At 68.7% G+C, this 14,678-nt stretch carries 15 protein-coding genes; 9 read left to right on the top strand and 6 right to left on the bottom strand.

Annotation, left to right across the window (positions count from 1 at the left end):
• Window positions 1-49: 49 nt before the first annotated feature.
• Window positions 50-2,326 carry a cell-cell cohesion protein MtsF gene (locus KY572_RS08765; protein ID WP_224242070.1) on the top strand — a complete coding sequence of 759 codons (2,277 nt, stop codon included), beginning with the start codon at window positions 50-52 and terminating at the stop codon, window positions 2,324-2,326.
• A 54-nt stretch (window positions 2,327-2,380) separates the two neighbouring features.
• Here KY572_RS08765 and KY572_RS08760 read toward each other — a convergent pair whose 3' ends face one another.
• Window positions 2,381-2,827: an Ig-like domain-containing protein gene (locus tag KY572_RS08760; RefSeq protein WP_224242069.1), complete on the bottom strand. Its 447-nt coding sequence runs from the start codon at window positions 2,825-2,827 to the stop codon at window positions 2,381-2,383.
• Between the two features lie 68 nt (window positions 2,828-2,895).
• On the opposite strand from KY572_RS08760, the gene KY572_RS08755 reads away from it, so the two are divergent.
• The 4 genes from KY572_RS08755 to sitI6 are packed head-to-tail and all read left to right on the top strand — an operon-like array spanning window position 2,896 to window position 5,258.
• Entirely contained in the window at window positions 2,896-3,366 is a 471-nt protein-coding gene (locus KY572_RS08755; RefSeq protein WP_224242068.1) for a hypothetical protein, read from the top strand.
• 58 nt (window positions 3,367-3,424) lie between these two features.
• Window positions 3,425-3,739, top strand: coding sequence for a hypothetical protein (locus KY572_RS08750; RefSeq protein ID WP_224242067.1), 315 nt, complete (start codon window positions 3,425-3,427; stop codon window positions 3,737-3,739).
• Window positions 3,740-3,791: 52 nt separating this feature from the next.
• Complete coding sequence (sitA6, locus tag KY572_RS08745) at window positions 3,792-4,511, top strand: SitA6 family polymorphic toxin lipoprotein (RefSeq protein ID WP_224242066.1); 720 nt, start codon at window positions 3,792-3,794, stop codon at window positions 4,509-4,511.
• A gap of 24 nt (window positions 4,512-4,535) precedes the next feature.
• On the top strand, window positions 4,536-5,258 hold the full coding sequence (sitI6, locus tag KY572_RS08740) for a SitI6 family double-CXXCG motif immunity protein (protein WP_224242065.1): 723 nt from the start codon (window positions 4,536-4,538) through the stop codon (window positions 5,256-5,258).
• 81 nt (window positions 5,259-5,339) lie between these two features.
• On the opposite strand, the gene KY572_RS08735 is transcribed toward sitI6, so the two are convergent.
• The 4 genes from KY572_RS08735 to KY572_RS08720 all read right to left on the bottom strand — a co-directional run bounded on the left by KY572_RS08735 (window position 5,340) and on the right by KY572_RS08720 (window position 9,372).
• Window positions 5,340-6,062, bottom strand: coding sequence for a hypothetical protein (locus tag KY572_RS08735; protein WP_224242064.1), 723 nt, complete (start codon window positions 6,060-6,062; stop codon window positions 5,340-5,342).
• A 400-nt stretch (window positions 6,063-6,462) separates the two neighbouring features.
• Window positions 6,463-7,062, bottom strand: coding sequence for a hypothetical protein (locus KY572_RS08730; protein WP_224242063.1), 600 nt, complete (start codon window positions 7,060-7,062; stop codon window positions 6,463-6,465).
• Window positions 7,063-7,075: 13 nt separating this feature from the next.
• Entirely contained in the window at window positions 7,076-8,731 is a 1,656-nt protein-coding gene (locus tag KY572_RS08725) for a GMC family oxidoreductase (protein ID WP_224242062.1), read from the bottom strand.
• Window positions 8,728-9,372, bottom strand: coding sequence for a gluconate 2-dehydrogenase subunit 3 family protein (locus KY572_RS08720; protein WP_224242061.1), 645 nt, complete (start codon window positions 9,370-9,372; stop codon window positions 8,728-8,730). The genes KY572_RS08725 and KY572_RS08720 overlap by 4 nt, the downstream gene beginning before the upstream one ends.
• Window positions 9,373-9,497: 125 nt before the next feature.
• Here KY572_RS08720 and KY572_RS08715 point away from each other — a divergent pair, with 125 nt between their 5' ends.
• Genes KY572_RS08715 through KY572_RS08700 form a run of 4 tightly spaced genes read left to right on the top strand, consistent with a single transcriptional unit; the run spans window position 9,498 to window position 13,674 of the window.
• Window positions 9,498-10,799: a hypothetical protein gene (locus KY572_RS08715; RefSeq protein ID WP_224242060.1), complete on the top strand. Its 1,302-nt coding sequence runs from the start codon at window positions 9,498-9,500 to the stop codon at window positions 10,797-10,799.
• A 14-nt stretch (window positions 10,800-10,813) separates the two neighbouring features.
• Window positions 10,814-11,326 carry a hypothetical protein gene (locus KY572_RS08710; protein ID WP_224242059.1) on the top strand — a complete coding sequence of 171 codons (513 nt, stop codon included), beginning with the start codon at window positions 10,814-10,816 and terminating at the stop codon, window positions 11,324-11,326.
• Window positions 11,327-11,355: 29 nt separating this feature from the next.
• Window positions 11,356-12,564: a cytochrome P450 gene (locus tag KY572_RS08705; RefSeq protein WP_224242058.1), complete on the top strand. Its 1,209-nt coding sequence runs from the start codon at window positions 11,356-11,358 to the stop codon at window positions 12,562-12,564.
• Window positions 12,565-12,606: 42 nt separating this feature from the next.
• A complete protein-coding gene (locus tag KY572_RS08700; protein ID WP_224242057.1) occupies window positions 12,607-13,674 on the top strand; it encodes an NADH:flavin oxidoreductase/NADH oxidase in 1,068 nt (355 codons plus the stop codon).
• Between the two features lie 47 nt (window positions 13,675-13,721).
• Here KY572_RS08700 and KY572_RS08695 read toward each other — a convergent pair whose 3' ends face one another.
• Window positions 13,722-14,678, bottom strand: a complete 957-nt coding sequence (locus tag KY572_RS08695) for an NAD-dependent epimerase/dehydratase family protein (protein ID WP_224242056.1) — start codon at window positions 14,676-14,678, stop codon at window positions 13,722-13,724.

Raw genomic sequence — 14,678 nt, 5'->3', positions numbered from 1 at the left:
CTGGAACCCTCATGGCCCCGGCCTGTCCGGGGCACTCGAGCTCCTCACCATGTCCAGACTCGCCCGCCTGCTGCCGCTCGCGTCCCTGCTGCTCCTCGCCGCCTGTCCCGGTGACGACGGCCCCACCGATCCGGATGGGGGCTCCGAGCTCCCAGCGGACCTGTGCAACACCCCCGAGGAGGCGCTCTCGCAGCCCGACTGCCAGCTGGTGTTCGGCCAGCAGATCGAGCGCTACATCTCCGAGCCCAACGACAAGGACTGGTACAGCGTGCAGATGCCCGCCACCACCAACGCGCGCACGCTGCTGCGCATCTCCGCGGGCTACCTGGCCACGAGCACGGCGGTGAACCTCTCGGTGAACCTGCTGCGGGCCGATGGCAACCAGCAGTCGCTGGCGCTCGAGGTGGATGCCCACGCCCAGGCCGCGCCCAAGCCGGTGGAGATCATCCTCCCCTTCACCGAGCCCAACGCGCGGCTGCTGCTGCTGCTGGAGGACAAGCCCACCATCCCCAACCGGCCCCAGTTCGACGCGCGCTCGCCCTACTTCTTGAAGGTGGAGGTGGTGGACAACCCGGACGTCAACGAGCCCAACGACACCCAGCCCACGGCGCTGACGCTGCAGCCGCAGGGCGGCATCCAGGTGGCCAACGGCAGCGGCTACCTGGCCACCACGGATGACGTGGACCTGTTCAGCTTCACCGTGCCCGCGGGCAAGGTGGCGTACCTGCGGCTGTTCGCGGAGGAGCTCCGGCCGCCCCCGCCCTACCGGCTCTCCTACCGGCTGGTGCGCCCGAACGGCACGCGCGAGGTGGAGGGGCAGGTGGCCAACTCCAGCATCGCCACGGATCTGGCCACCGCGCGCAAGGTGAAGGACTCGGGCACCTGGAAGGTGGAGATCCTCGGCTACAAGCCCGCGAACACCAATACCCCCGTCGAGGGGGACCTGCGCCTGCGCTACACCCTCGAGGTGCGGGTGATGGACGAGGAGGACCCGAAGGATCAGAACGGGGACAACGACTCACTGGCCAACGCGCACGTGCAGATGTTCGGCACCGCGCCGCCCGGCGTCCTCTCGCTCGATGGCCGGCTGGGCTACGTGCCGGATGCGGACTGGTACGCCGTGGACGTGCCCAACTACGGACAGCCCTCGCTGCTGCACTTCGAGCTGCGGCAGGGCACCCGGGGCGCTCGCTTCCCGCCGCTGCCCGGCCTGGTGGACCGCCAGGTGCGCGTCTTCCAGCAGGTGACCAAGGGCGCGACGCCGCCGGACCGGCGCGTGGCCTGTAGGACGGACGTGACGGCCTGCCCCAAGGGCTACTCGGAGGTGCCCACCGCGCAGCCGCTGGTGGACGCGTACTGCAACAACTCCCAGCCCGAGCCGCTGTGCCTCTACTCCGCGCGCGAGGAGGAGCCCCAGCGCTTCCCCAACCTGCGCAACTTCGAGGGCGCCATCCCCGTGCCGCCCCACGGCACGACGGTGCGCTACTACTTCCTCGTCCAGGACGACGGCACCAACTGGGCGGACGACCGGGACTACTCGCTGGTGGTGAGCTGGGAGGATGACCCGGACTCCCAGCCGGGCAGCCCGGTGCAGCTCGCGGATGACTCCTCGAGCAGCACCTTCCCGGCGCCGCCCGCCTCGGCCGTCGTGCTGAGCGGCCAGCTCAACTACGGCTTCGGCCGCCTGCAGGCCGATGATCGCGTCAGGGGCCGAGGCGTGCGCGGGCCCATGGACTATGACGCCATCCCGTCCGACGTGGACAGCGTCACCCTCAACCTGCCCAACCGCGGCGAGCCCCTGGATCGCACCTGGGAGCTGCAGTGGACGGTGCAGAACCTGCCGGATGGCGGCCTGCCGCACGGGCTGGCGTTGGACCTCACCTTCTGTGATGGGAACCGGCTGGATGGCGGCGGCTGCACGCCGGTGAGCACGGGCAGCCGGGGCGCGCCGCTGACGCTGGCCTACCGGCCGGACTCGCTGCGCGCGTGGCACTCGCCCAGCGGAGGCCTCAGCGGGCTGCAGCCGCTCTACTCGCGGCAGGTGTCCGGGGGCGCCACCACCTTCACCGTGCTGCCCTACGCCTGCTCCTGCCTGGAGCCGCGCTTCATCAAGGGCGGCACCGTGCGCGTGGACGTCACCGCCGCCGAGCGCGACTCCTACGAGCGCGTGAACTACACGGTCCGCGCCGCCCACACGGACTACCCGCAGAGCTACGCGGTGGACGGTGGGACTCGCATGTGCCCCGCGCCGCAGCCGGATGGCGGCACGCTGGCCGATGGCGGCACGGCCTGGACGCCGGGCTGCCGCTTCACCCTTCAGCCGTGACCGGGGAGAGGGCGGGTCGGGAGGGGCCCGCCCTCTCTTCCGGGGCCGTGCGGCCTACGGGTTGGGAGGCGCCACGCCCTTGCCGGACAGCAGGATGTCCTGCTGGGGCGCGTTCCTGGCGTTGGACTGGATGGTGAACTTGCCGTCGTACGTCTGCACCCGGCTGGGCTTGAACTGCACCTGGATGGAGGTGTGCGCGCGGCTCTGGAGGGTGAGCTTCTGGCCCTCGGTGAACTCCGAGGGCACCTGCAGGATGAACTCCGCCGGGGCGCTCTTGGTGATCGCGGTGATCTCCAGCGGCTCGTCCCCGCGGTTCTCGATGTAGAGCGCGTTGAATGTGGAGGCACCCACGTACGTGCCGCTGCCGAACTCCTGGTCGAAGCCCATGGACTGGCGATCCAGGAAGAGGAAGGGGCCCTTCTCCAGCTTCACCTCATCATCCTCTCCACATCCAGCCAGGGTCAGGAGGATGATGGGGAACCACAAGTGACGCAGGCGCATCGTTTACTCCTCGGTGTGGGGGTCAGAAGATGGTTGGGTTTGTAACAGTGTTCGCGAGAAGCACCCAAGTGATCGTCCTGTCAGCGTTGGCGCTGGCGCTCGGTGCGGGATGCGGGAGTGGGCGCTCGGACTTCATCGGCGGACGCGCGAAGGACGTGTGCGACGCGGAGTGGCCGGTGTGCAGCCGGGTGGCAGGCTGCATCCTGGGGCTGGAGAGCTACGCGGAGGGGCGGCTGCCGGGCAGAGGGCAGTTCATCGTCCAGCTGAAGGAGGCCTCCACGGTGCGCGTGCGCTTCTTCCTCGAGGAGGTGGTGGCGGCGGGCGAGGAGACGGTGGTGACGTTCCACGAGGAGGGGTGCCGGGCGCGCATCCGCCAGTCGGTGAGCGGGCGCGCGGCGCTGGACTCGGCGGAGAAGCTGGGAGAGTTCAGCCGCGAGGCGGAGCTCACCGGGGTGGGGGACCACCTGGTGGAGTTCGAGTCGGACATGCAGGCGCGCTATGTGCTGAAGGTGGAGGTGGACCCGCTGCGCAACCGCTGAGCGCCCGAAACGCGGTAGCCTTCAGGGGGTAGGCACTCTCTCTCCCAGGCATCGACCCATGGCACAGGACCTGAACACCCTGCTCACCACGCTCCAGGAGCTGAACCGCGCCGTGCAGGCGGGCCAGCTCACCCGCGAGCAGCTCGAGGTGGAGGTGAAGCGGGTGACCAAGGCCCTGAAGGAGTCGCTGGCGGACCTGGGCCGGCAGCTGCCGCCGGAGGCCGCCGGGGCGTCCGCGATGCTCGTGGACGTCTTCAAGATGCAGCTCGGGGCGATCCTCCGGTCGACGGGCCTGGTCGTCGAGGAGAGCGAGGAGATGAAGAAGCTCTCCGAGGAGCTGGAGCTCATCAAGCGCAGCTACATCCGGAGCTGAGCGCGCGGCTGGCTCCAGAAGCACGACGGCCCACCAACCCAGTTGAAGCATCATGGCCAAGCCCATCCTCCCAGGCGCTCTCGTGCCACTGTCCTTCGTGACGCTGCTGTTGTCCGCATGCGCCGCTCCATCGCCCGCTTTGGGCGCGTGGGAGGCTGCTCAGCGAGCTGACCCCGCCACATGTGAGGAACCCAGCGCCGATCACTGTGTCGTGTTCGCGTGTGTTGACGGGGAATGCGGCATCTTCGGTTGCGAGGATGTGGATCCGGAGGCGGTCGCGGACGCATCTCTCGACAGTCACGTGGAACTGGCACGTGGTTTCCGCCCGCCCTTTCGGGCCCCTGGACCCCATCGCAACTGGAGGCGAGCCGGTCTACGCGAGGACGCCCGGCCCCGGATGACGGTCCACTTCCGTTACCGCGACGGCTTTCTCCCCGCCTTTCCACTGCTCGAAGGAAGGCTGATCAAGCACCACCTGTTTCCACAGGAGGCCATACTCGCCCGATGGTTCAAAGCCAATGGCATCAACATCCACGCGTGGACGATGCTCGTCCCTGAGCATGTCCACCTCCGCATCCACAGGGGGGCACGAGGCGGCATGTGGAACGAGGCATGGCGGCAGTACGCCAAAGCCAACGGCTTCGGCTTCGTGCCACGCGAGGAGTTGCTGAGAAAAGCCTTTGAGCTGGCCCTCCGCTACGACATCGCAGGGCCCATCCGCTCCTACTCCTCCCCGGTTCCGCCACCGGGCCCACAACTGCTCGCTCCCTGAACCCTGGGTAGGAGACATGGTCGCATGAAGTTCTATGGCCTTCAGCAAGACCCCTCGCCCCATTACACAGGGAAGCTGAATGCCGACCACCCATGGGGGTTGCCCGGTGTAGAGCCCTGCCCGACGTGCCGCACGGGGGGGGGCCTGATCGGCCTCGATCACCCATGCGTGGATCTGTCAGGTCTACCGCCCCAGGAATTGAAGAAATTGTCAGACCCCTGGCCTGTACCGCGCGAAGAATTCGCTCGGCTGCGCGAGCTCGTGCGCCCATTGGCACCCCCAGATGCCGTCCTTGAGCCGGGGGCGACTTTCGGCCCGCTGGCAGGCTCGGGCTCGGGCCATTTCGGTCAGCTCTTCATGCAATACCCATGGGCGCTCCATGCTCGCCGCGAGGCGCTGGCGCGACTGCAGGAAGCGGGCATTCGTGGGCTCCAGGGCTGTCCCATCAATGTGCGCTTCCGCGTCAAACGCCCGCCCGAGCTGCTGGAGGTACAGCTCCAGCACCATGGCCAACTCCACCCCGACTGCAAACCCGCGGCCCCCAAGCCTCCATGCCCGACCTGCGGCAACGACTTCTTGAAGCTTCCGGAACACCCGATCCTCGCCATCGAGTCGCTGCCCGGCGCCTTGGACGTGTTTCGGCTCGCCGAGTGGGCGTTGCTCATCATCGCCACTGAGCGCTTCGTGGAGACCGTCCAGCGACTGCAGCTGGACGGAGTCATTTTCCAGGAGATGGAGGTCCGCTGAACGCGCGGCAGGCTCCAGAAGCACGACGGCCCACCAACCTGGAGGTTGGCGGGCCGTGTTGCTTCAGCGTGGGGACGAGGCTCAGACGGCGGCCGTGGTGTCCGCCTGCTCCCGGGTGGTCGGGGGAACGATGCCCGTGTTGCCAGGCTGCTGCTGCTGCTGCCCGCCGAGCGAGGTCAGGAGCTGCTGGAGCTGCTCGATGATCTTGTTCAGGGTCTCGAGGATCTGCGAGAGGGGATCCTTGGCCTCCTGAGCGCCCTCGGCGGCGCCGGCCTCCTGAGCACCCTCGGCGCCACCGGCCTGCTGCGCACCCTCGGCGCCACCGGCCTGCTGCGCGCCCTCGGCGCCACCGGCACCCTCGGCACCACCGGCCTGCTGCGCGCCCTCGGCGCCACCGGCGCCCTCGGCGCCACCCGTAGCCTTGGCACCCTCGGCGCCAGCCTGGGTCTCGTTCTTCTTGCCGAGCATCTTCTCGAGCGTCTCGACGAACTTCTTCAGGCCGTCCACCAGCTGCTTGATGGCCTCCTCGGCCGACTCGGGAGCCTTGCCGCTCTTCTCGGCCTTCTCGGACTTCTCGGCCTTGCCGATGCCCTTCTGGCCGCCCTTGCCCTTCACGCCGTCGAAGCCGCTCTCACCGAGCAGCGCCTTGACGATGGGGTTCTCGCTGATCTGCTGGAGCGCGCTCTGGATATCCTGGAGACCACCCTGGCCCTGCTGACCGATCGCGGGCGTCCGAGCCTCATTGCCGACAGGACGGAAGGAGGCAGCCGAGAAACCACCGGAGGACTTGACGCCGTTGATCATGGGAATTCTCCAGGACGGAAAAGTTATGGGGTGGTTGTGAGGGGGCAAAGATGCAACCACCGCCCTTGTTCTCGTACAGCAGGGGATGGTGGTTGCTCATTGCCTACATTTTCCTCCTGAAAATGTGAGAAAGCCTGTGAGTTCAGGCAGTTGGCGGGGAGGGGGGAGCTGTGCGGCTCTTCATTTGTGAGGAAAATTCGGGAAATCCCTTGTAGTCCCGGCACAAATCCACAAGCAGGCGAGACGCGAGGGGACGGAGCGCCGCCCAGATGGATCAGCGCGTGGGGATCACGACACCAAAGGGGACGGTCTCGATGCTCCGGTGACGGGGTTGAGCGGGGGACGTCCATGGCTGCATCCCGTCCAGAGGACGGGCAGCAGCAGGCTCAGCAGCACTCATTCAAGGCAGGTTGTCGAGCGGCGCATCGAAGAGGGCCGTGAGCAGCGTGGCGGGCTCGCCGCCCAGGTGGGGAACGAAGACGTCCGGGACGCGGATATTGCTCAGCGGAAGGGGAAAGGGGCGGTAGCCCAGAACGCGCTCGATGCTTCGACGAAGCGTGTTGGCCTGGGACTCCACTTCCTGAGGAGGTTCGAAGGAGAGGTTCTGGCCGGCGGAGCCTCCTCGCGGAGGGGCGCTCTGCGTGACGCAGTAGCTGACATAGAGCGGGGCCAGGACACTCACGGCCGCCACCATGCGAGTGAGAGGCTGAGCCCCATTCTCAGGCGGCCGCCGGATGGACTTGGAGCAGCGACGGCAGGCGGCCATGTAGGGCTGGGTGACGTCTCCCACGCCATCGAGTGTGAGGTCCAGCTCCTGTAGGAGCGAGTCCCATCGCGGCCACTCCATGGCTCGCTTCCACGCGCCCAGCCAACGCTGGTGCTCAGGAGTCCGTGTGTAGGACGGAGCTTCCTGGGTGGAGCTGTCCGCCGGCTCGAAGGAGCCGGCGGGGTAGAAGTGGCGGACGAGCTGGACGAGGTCCTGTTCCGTCAGTTCGCTCATGCGGGCTGGGCGATCAGCCCTTCTTCAGCTTGCGGACGAGCTGGGAGGCCACGCGGAAGCTGTTGGCGGCGATGGTCAGCGTGGAGGGCACGCTGCCCGCGCTCGGCATGAAGCTGCCGTCCACCACATACAGGTTGGGCACCTCGTGGGCGCGGCAGTCCTTGTCCAGCACCGAGGTGGCCGGATCCTTGCCGAAGCGACACGTGCCGTGCTGCAGGATGGTCGTCTCGCCCGCGACGCCCACCCGCTCGATGTCATCCGGATCCAGCCGCGCCAGCACCTCCTCGCCGCGCTCCACCAGGAAGCGCGTGGCCGCGAAGTCCTTGGGGTGTCGATCCATGGTGATGGCCGCCACCGGGATGCCGTACTTGTCCTTCACGCCCGGCTCCACCGTCACGTAGGTGCCCGGCGTCGCGAGGAACTCGCCGTACACCTCGAACTGCAGGATGCGCGAGTCCCGGTACGCCCGCATCCGGTCCTTCAGCTCCTTGCCGAACACCCCCTCCTTGCCGGAGCCCGCGAGCCCCACCGCCGCGAAGATCGGGTTGGGGTGCGTCCACATGAAGCCCAGCGTCCCGCCCTTGCGGAAGCCGAAGCGCTCGTCCGGCATCAGGTAGAAGTCCTGGATGCTCCGGTTCACGAACGGATCCGGCGCCGTCAGCCACGGCCGCGACGCCTTCTGCTTGGAGATCCGGAACGTCGCGCGCGACTCGCCGAAGGAGCTGAACATCAGGTTGCGCCCCACCAGCCCGCTGCCGTTGGCCAGCCCCTTCGGAAACCGCGAGGAGGTGGAGTTCAGCAGCAGCCGCGCGCTCTCCACCGCCGTGCACGACACGACGATCACCTTCGCCGGCTGCTCCTGCTCCACGCCGTCCGCGTCCAGGTAGACGACGCTCCTGGCCCGGCCCTCCTTGTCCACCTCGATGGAGCGCGCCATGCACTTCGGGCGCAGCTCCACGTTGCCGGTGGCCAGCGCCGCCGGGATGACGCTGGCGTTGGTGCCGCTCTTGGCGCCCATCTCGCAGCCATAGCTGCCGCACAGCGCGCAGTACGAGCACGCCGAGCGCCCCCGGTACGGCTTGCTGATGATGCCGCGCGCCGTGGTGAGCGAGTTCCACTTCATCTCCCCGCACACCCGATCGATCTCCTTGGCGATCGGGTGCACGTCCAGCGGAGGCAGCGGGTACGGCCCGCTCCGGGGCTCGGCGAAGGGGTGGGGCCGGGCCTCGCCCGAGACGCCCAGCTCCGCCTCGGCCTTGTCGTAGAAGGGGGCGAACTCCTCGTAGGAGATGGGCCAGTCCGCCAGGTTGGCGCCCTTGACCTCTCCCAGCGTCGAGCGCAGGCGGAAGTCCACCGGCTTGAGCCGGTAGAAGTACCCGCTCATGTGGACCGTGCCACCGCCCACGCAGTTGGCCGTCCACGCCGAGTTCGTGCGCTCGTAGCGCCCGCTGGAGCCCTGGCGCCACAGGTGCGGCTCCTCCCACGGCAGCGGCATGAAGAAGTTGCGCCGGCTGTTGAGGATCTCGTCGTGGACGAAGTCCTTGGGCTTGTAGTGCGCGCCCTTCTCCAGCACCACCACCTTGAAGCCCGCCCGGCCCAGCTCCAGCGCCATGGGGGCTCCGCCCGCGCCGCTGCCGATGATGCAGATGTCCACCGCGTCCTTCGTCATCGGTGATCTCCGCACTCACGCAGGCACTTGGGCCCGTCGTAGCCCTCGGGAGGCGCCATCGCCACCGTGCCCACCGTGTCGAAGCCCACCAGTCGCCAGCCCACCCGATCCTTGTTCCCGCCGTACGAAGGGTCTCCCAGGAAGCCCTCCAGCGTCAGCACCACGAGGATCTCGTAGAAGTGCCCCTCGCCCGTGCCCTCCCCGCTGTCCTTGAAGATGGTGAGCAGCTCGTCCTGCTGCTCGGGCGTGGCCTCCACGAACCCCTTCTTGAACATGCTCCGCGAGCGCCGCTCCAGCGCCGCCAGCCCCTGGAGGAAGTCCGCCTTCATCTGCTTCAGCTCCGGCGTCTGGAGGATCCGGTCGATGTAGGCGGGCACGTTCGCGTCCCTGGCGCCCGGATCCTCGTCCCGCGGGAGGATGCGCTCGCACGCGGCGGCCATGGTGGCGAGCTCCAGGCCCGTGAAGGTGGCGTGGGGAGAATTCTCCACTGGGGGCGGTGCGGCTGCTGCCTGCGCCGGCTCCTCCGCGGGGCGCTTGCAGGCGGTGGAGCCGAGCAGCACCACTCCTCCGCCGAAGAAGGTCAGCCGCTGGATGAAGGAGCGCCGGGTGAGGCGCCCGGCCGAGGAACGCTTACGAGCCATAGGCGTTCCAGCCTAGAGCGAGCGCCCTCCTTTGCAAAACGCGGACGGTGCCTGCTCGATCGCCCCGGAGCCGTGGGGCTGGCATAGGATGTGCGCCTCTGGGGCCGACAACGAATGGAGAGGTTATGAGACGCCAAGGCCTGGCACTGTGTCTGATGCTCACGCTCGTGGGATGCAAGGGCGAGGACGGGGGAACTCCGGACGCGGGAACGACCAACCCGGATCCGAACGAGAACTCCAACTTCACGCGGCTCACGCTCGAGTCCTCGGCCACGGATCAGCTGCCGCTGTCACTCGCCGTGGGGCCGAATGATGTGGTCGGCGTGGCCTACTTCTTCCGCGTCGCCGAGAAGCAGTACGAGATCCGCTACATCCAGGTGGACAACGGCCAGGTCTCCCAGCCGGAGCGAGTGGCCACGGTGCAGCTCGTCTACGGGCTGTCGCTCGCGTTCGATTCGGCCGGCAAGCCCGCCATCGCGTACCTGGGTGGCCAGAGCGATGACTCCGTCTTCTGGCTCCAGAGCGATGCGGCGGTGGCCTTCCGCTCGGGGCCCAACCAGTGGACCGAGAGCGTCGCGGTACGGACGGGCGACCAGGCTCCCGCGGGCAACATGGTGAGCGACCGTGGCTTCCTGGTGGGGCTCAACCCCGCCCTCGTCTTCAACGGCACGCAGGCCTTCGTGGCGTACCGGGACGGGCATGATGGCCAGTTCCCTCAGCAGGACTGGGCCGGCAGTGATCTGGAGATCGCCGTCGGAGGGCCGGCGGGCTGGACGCCTCGGGTGGTGGCCGCGGGCGGAAACGACAAGCAGGCGTACGGCGGCCACATCTCCATGGTGATGGCCAACGGGCAGCCGGCGCTGGTGCATGATCAGGTCTTCGGCAGCGCGGAGGGCACCGGCTCGAACGTCCTCTTCCAGCGACGCAACGCGGATGGCTCGTGGACGCCACCCTTCAAGGTGCAGGGGGTGTCCAACACGCAGCAGGGCGCGTCGCTGGCCTGGGATGCGACGCTGGGCTACGGCATCGCCGTTCTGGAGCGCTCCACCAGCCGGCTCACCTTCACCGAGTGCAAGGGCAACACCGCCAGCCGGTGCACCGTGGCCGCGGACTGGCTGGCGCCGGACCCCGTCTACGAGGCGGGTTCGGGTGGCTGGTACCCGTCGCTCGCCATCGATCCGAAGACGCATGATCCGTCCATCGCCTTCTACATCTGCTCCAACTCGCCGGGCGTCAACGAGGGCAGCTGCAACGCGAACGACGACGAGCTGCGCGTCACCACCCGCATCGAGGGCAACTGGCGCGAGCAGCTGGTGGACGCTGGCGGCGGCGTGTTCCCGAAGATGGGGTACCTGAGCTCGGGCCAGCGGGTGATTGCCTACCGGGTGCCCAACACCGGTGTCCTCAAGCTCGCGGTGGAGCGATGAGGGAGGGGCGCGGCATGCGGACGATGTCGATGCTCTCCGGGCTGTTGCTGGGGCTGGGGCTGCTGGGCTGCGGCGGCGCCAACTCGCTGTCGGGCAGCGTGGAGGAGCTGTTCTCGCTGGAGGTGTCGCGCGTGGAGGTGCTGCGCAACGCCGAGGCGCTGCAGGTGAGCTACTACCGGAACAACGGCCTGGATGTGGACCTGGTGGTGCGCCTCACGCTGGCCACCGAGGGGCTCGACCTGAAGCCTGGCGCGAAGGTGAACCTGGCGGGCAACACCCCCTCCGGGGTGGCGCGCGCCACGGTGGTGCACCTGGCGGCGGGCGAGCCCGCGCGCGTCTTCGCTCCCGTGGAGCGGGGCGATCTGGTGCTGGACGAGGGAGGCGGCATCGACCAGCCCACGCGAGGCAACTTCTCGCTCTCCTTCCAGCGCGGCGAGGCGTATGGAGCGGGGCGCAGCCTGGAGGGGCGCTTCTCCTCCACGGCGATGGACGCGGGCTTCGGGCCCGAGCCCACTCCGCTTCCATGACATGAGCACCCAGGGGTGGGGGCCCTGCTATGAGTGAACGACCGAACCTGCTGGATCCCGCGGTGAAGGCCAACCCGTATCCGCTCTACGAGCGGCTGCGGCGCGAGGCCCCCGTGTGTCAGGTGGATCCTCGGGGGATGTGGCTGCTGACGCGGTACGAGGAGGTGCAGTACGCCCTCAAGCACCCGGAGCTCTTCTCCTCCGCGGGTCTGGGCCAGGCGCTGAAGGTCGACTGGCTGGGGCGGCCCCACCCGCTCGCCTCCGGCATGTCCTTCGCGGATCCGCCCCGGCACGGGCGGCTGCGTGGGCTGGTACAGCAGGCGTTCACTCCGGCGGCGCTGGCTTCGCTGGAGCCCTTCGTCCGCTCGGTGGTGGAGCCACTGGTGACGAACCTGCTCGAGGCGCGGCGGGTGGACTTCATCCAGGCCTTCTGCATGCCGCTGGCCTCCAGCGTCATCGGCCAGCTACTGGGGCTGGACACCTTCCTCTTCAAGCGGGTGAAGCGCTGGGCGGAGGACGTGGCGGCCATGAGCAACGTGACGCCTCGGGACACCGCGCGCCAGGCGCAGGTGCGCACCTCCGTGGAGGAGCTGAGGGCCTACCTGGAGGAGGTGATCGACGCACGGCGCCACCAGCCCCGGCAGGACACGGTGAGCGAGCTGGTGCACGCGCGGGTGGACGGCGAGGGGCTCTCGCAGGAGGAGCTGTTCAGCTTCCTCTTCCTGTTGCTGGTGGCCGGGATGGAGACGACGGTGGTGCTCCTGGGCAACGCGATGCGGCTGCTGCGCGAGCGCCCCGAGCTGTTCGCCCGCATGCGGGCCGACATCGGGCGGGTGCCGCGCTTCATCGAGGAGGTGCTGCGCTACGAGCCGCCGGTGCTCGGTCCACTGCGGGTGACCACCCAGGAGGTGGAACTCGCCGGAGCACGCATCCCCGCGGGCTCGCTGGTGATGGCGGTGGTGGCCTCCGCGCTGAGGGATGAGCGCTACGTCCCGGACGGGGAGCGGTTCGATCCGGAGCGGGACGGGCTCAGTCAGCTGGCGTTCGGCCACGGCATCCACTTCTGCCTGGGCGCGCCCCTGGCGCGGCTGGAGGCGCGGGTGGCGCTCGAGGTGCTGCTGACCCGGTGCGCGGGACTCGGTGGAAGGTCGGAGGACATCGTGTGGAGCCCGGCACTCGCGATGCGCGGCCCCGCGGTGCTCCCCATCGAGCTGTTGCCCGCTGACCAGGGCGCTTGAGACGGAGCGCGCTTCGGCGCGCGTTGTGGTAGCGGAGGGCCCATGAGCTCTCTGCTTTTCTCTCTCATGAAGCTGCGAGGCGTGACGCTGCGCAACCGCGTCGTCGTCTCGCCCATGTGCCAGTACTCGAGTGAGGACGGCTTCGCCGGCGAGTGGCACTTCGTCCACCTGGGCAGCCGCGCCGTGGGTGGCGCGGGGCTGGTGCTCAGCGAGGCCACCGCGGTGGATCCCGCGGGCCGCATCTCTCCGCAGGATCTCGGGCTGTGGAAGGACGAGCACATCGCTCCGCTGGCGCGCATCACGCGCTTCATCGAGGAGCAGGGCTCGGTGGCGGGCATCCAGCTGGCGCATGCCGGGCGCAAGGCGTCGACGGCGCGTCCCTGGGAGGGAGGCAAGGCGCTCGCGCCGGACAAGGGTGGGTGGAGGACGGTGGCGCCGAGCGCGCTGCCGTTCGCCTCGGGAGACCCGGAGCCCGAGGCCCTGGACGAGGCCGGCATCGCGCGGGTGGTGAAGTCCTTCGTCGACGCCACCGTGCGAGCCCAGGCCGCGGGCTTCCGCGTGGTGGAGATCCACGCCGCGCACGGCTACCTGCTGCACGAGTTCCTGTCTCCGCTGGCGAACCGCCGCGGTGATGGGTACGGAGGGTCCTTCGACGGTCGCGTGCGGCTGGTGCGCGAGGTGGTGCGCGCGGTGCGCGGCCGGTGGCCGCAGGAACTGCCGCTGCTCGTGCGCATCTCCGCCACGGACTGGGCGGAGGGAGGGTGGACGCTGGAGGACTCGGTGGCGCTCTCGCGGCTGCTGGCGCAGGACGGAGCGGACGTCATCGACTGCTCGTCGGGAGCCATCGCGCCGGGGATCAAGATCCCGGCGGGCCCGGGCTACCAGACGCCGTTCGCCGAGCGCATCCGGCGCGAGACGGGCGTGCCCACCGCGGCGGTGGGGCTGATCCGCTCCGCCTACCAGGCCGAGCACATCCTGAAGACCGGGCAGGCGGACCTGGTCGTGCTGGCCAGGGAGCTGCTGAGAGATCCCTACTGGCCGCTGCGCGCCGCGCGCAAGCTGGGGGCCGACGTCTCGTGGCCCGTCCAGTACACGCGGGCGAAGGACTGAGAGCTTCTTTCCGCGCGGTGGCCCATCGGGTTGCGCTCACCTCCCGCTCAACCCGTGGTCCACCATTTCTCTTCGCGCTCCGCGTACCAGCTCACAGCCTTCGCAAGCCCTTGCTCGAAGGCGCAATGGCCTCGCCAGCCGAGGTCCCTTGCGGCGGCCGACGCATCGGCCTGGCTGTGAGGGATCTCGCCGGCCCGGCGCGGCTCATGCCTTGGGGGGCGTTCACACCGAGTGGCTCGGGCAACGGCCGCATATACCTCGCGCACGCTGATCTGGGCACCCATGGCGATGTTGTAGACGTTGCCAAAGCAGACCTCCGCTGCGATGAGCGCACGCAAGGTTGCGGTGACGACGTTCTCCACATAGGTGAAGTCACGCGTCTGTTCTCCATTCCCGTAGATGATGGCTTCGCCGCCGCGCAGGCATGCCCCGACAAACCGTGGGATGACGGCCGCATAGGGTGACTGAGGCCGTTGCCGGGGGCCGAACACGTTGAAGAAGCGCAGTCCAATCGTCGGCAGTCCAAAGCTCCGGGTCCAGGCCTGTGCGAGCTGCTCCATGGCGGCCTTCGTCGCCGCATAGGGGCTGCACGCCGCGACCGGTTGTTCCTCTCGCATGGGCAGTCTGGGGGCCGCTCCGTAGACCGAACTGCTGCTCGCATAAACGACGCGTGACACGCCGGCATTGCGTGCGGCTTCCAGCACGTTGAGAGTCCCCACCACATTTACATCGACGACCAGTCGTGGCTCGACCAGCGAGCGAGGGACCGAGTTGCGCGCCGCCAGATGTATGATCGCATCGGCATGTCGGGCCGCACGTGCGCACAGCTCGGGGGTCAGCACAGAGCCGATGAGCACCTCTAGCCGCCCTGCGCGGGTGGGGAGATTGGCCGTTCGGCCCATCGACAGGTCGTCGAGGATGACCACCGAGTGGCCCTCGTTGAGCAGGGCATCCACGACGTGGGAGCCAATGAATCCCGCACCGCCTGTCACCAATACGTGCAT

Source organism: Hyalangium gracile, assembly GCF_020103725.1.
In the GTDB taxonomy this organism is placed as follows: Bacteria; Myxococcota; Myxococcia; order Myxococcales; family Myxococcaceae; genus Hyalangium; species Hyalangium gracile.
This window is presented reverse-complemented; position numbering and strand designations above follow the sequence as displayed.

Coding starts and splice junctions, on each gene's coding strand:
- KY572_RS08720 (WP_224242061.1), bottom strand. CDS start 9,372: ATGGCTCGTAAGCGTTCCTCGGCCGGGCGCCTCACCCGGCGCTCCTTC.
- KY572_RS08735 (WP_224242064.1), bottom strand. CDS start 6,062: ATGATCAACGGCGTCAAGTCCTCCGGTGGTTTCTCGGCTGCCTCCTTC.
- sitA6 (WP_224242066.1), top strand. CDS start 3,792: ATGGCCAAGCCCATCCTCCCAGGCGCTCTCGTGCCACTGTCCTTCGTG.
- KY572_RS08710 (WP_224242059.1), top strand. CDS start 10,814: ATGCGGACGATGTCGATGCTCTCCGGGCTGTTGCTGGGGCTGGGGCTG.
- KY572_RS08725 (WP_224242062.1), bottom strand. CDS start 8,731: ATGACGAAGGACGCGGTGGACATCTGCATCATCGGCAGCGGCGCGGGC.
- sitI6 (WP_224242065.1), top strand. CDS start 4,536: ATGAAGTTCTATGGCCTTCAGCAAGACCCCTCGCCCCATTACACAGGG.
- KY572_RS08695 (WP_224242056.1), bottom strand. CDS start 14,678: ATGCACGTATTGGTGACAGGCGGTGCGGGATTCATTGGCTCCCACGTC.
- KY572_RS08750 (WP_224242067.1), top strand. CDS start 3,425: ATGGCACAGGACCTGAACACCCTGCTCACCACGCTCCAGGAGCTGAAC.
- KY572_RS08760 (WP_224242069.1), bottom strand. CDS start 2,827: ATGCGCCTGCGTCACTTGTGGTTCCCCATCATCCTCCTGACCCTGGCT.
- KY572_RS08765 (WP_224242070.1), top strand. CDS start 50: ATGTCCAGACTCGCCCGCCTGCTGCCGCTCGCGTCCCTGCTGCTCCTC.
- KY572_RS08715 (WP_224242060.1), top strand. CDS start 9,498: ATGAGACGCCAAGGCCTGGCACTGTGTCTGATGCTCACGCTCGTGGGA.
- KY572_RS08700 (WP_224242057.1), top strand. CDS start 12,607: ATGAGCTCTCTGCTTTTCTCTCTCATGAAGCTGCGAGGCGTGACGCTG.
- KY572_RS08705 (WP_224242058.1), top strand. CDS start 11,356: ATGAGTGAACGACCGAACCTGCTGGATCCCGCGGTGAAGGCCAACCCG.
- KY572_RS08730 (WP_224242063.1), bottom strand. CDS start 7,062: ATGAGCGAACTGACGGAACAGGACCTCGTCCAGCTCGTCCGCCACTTC.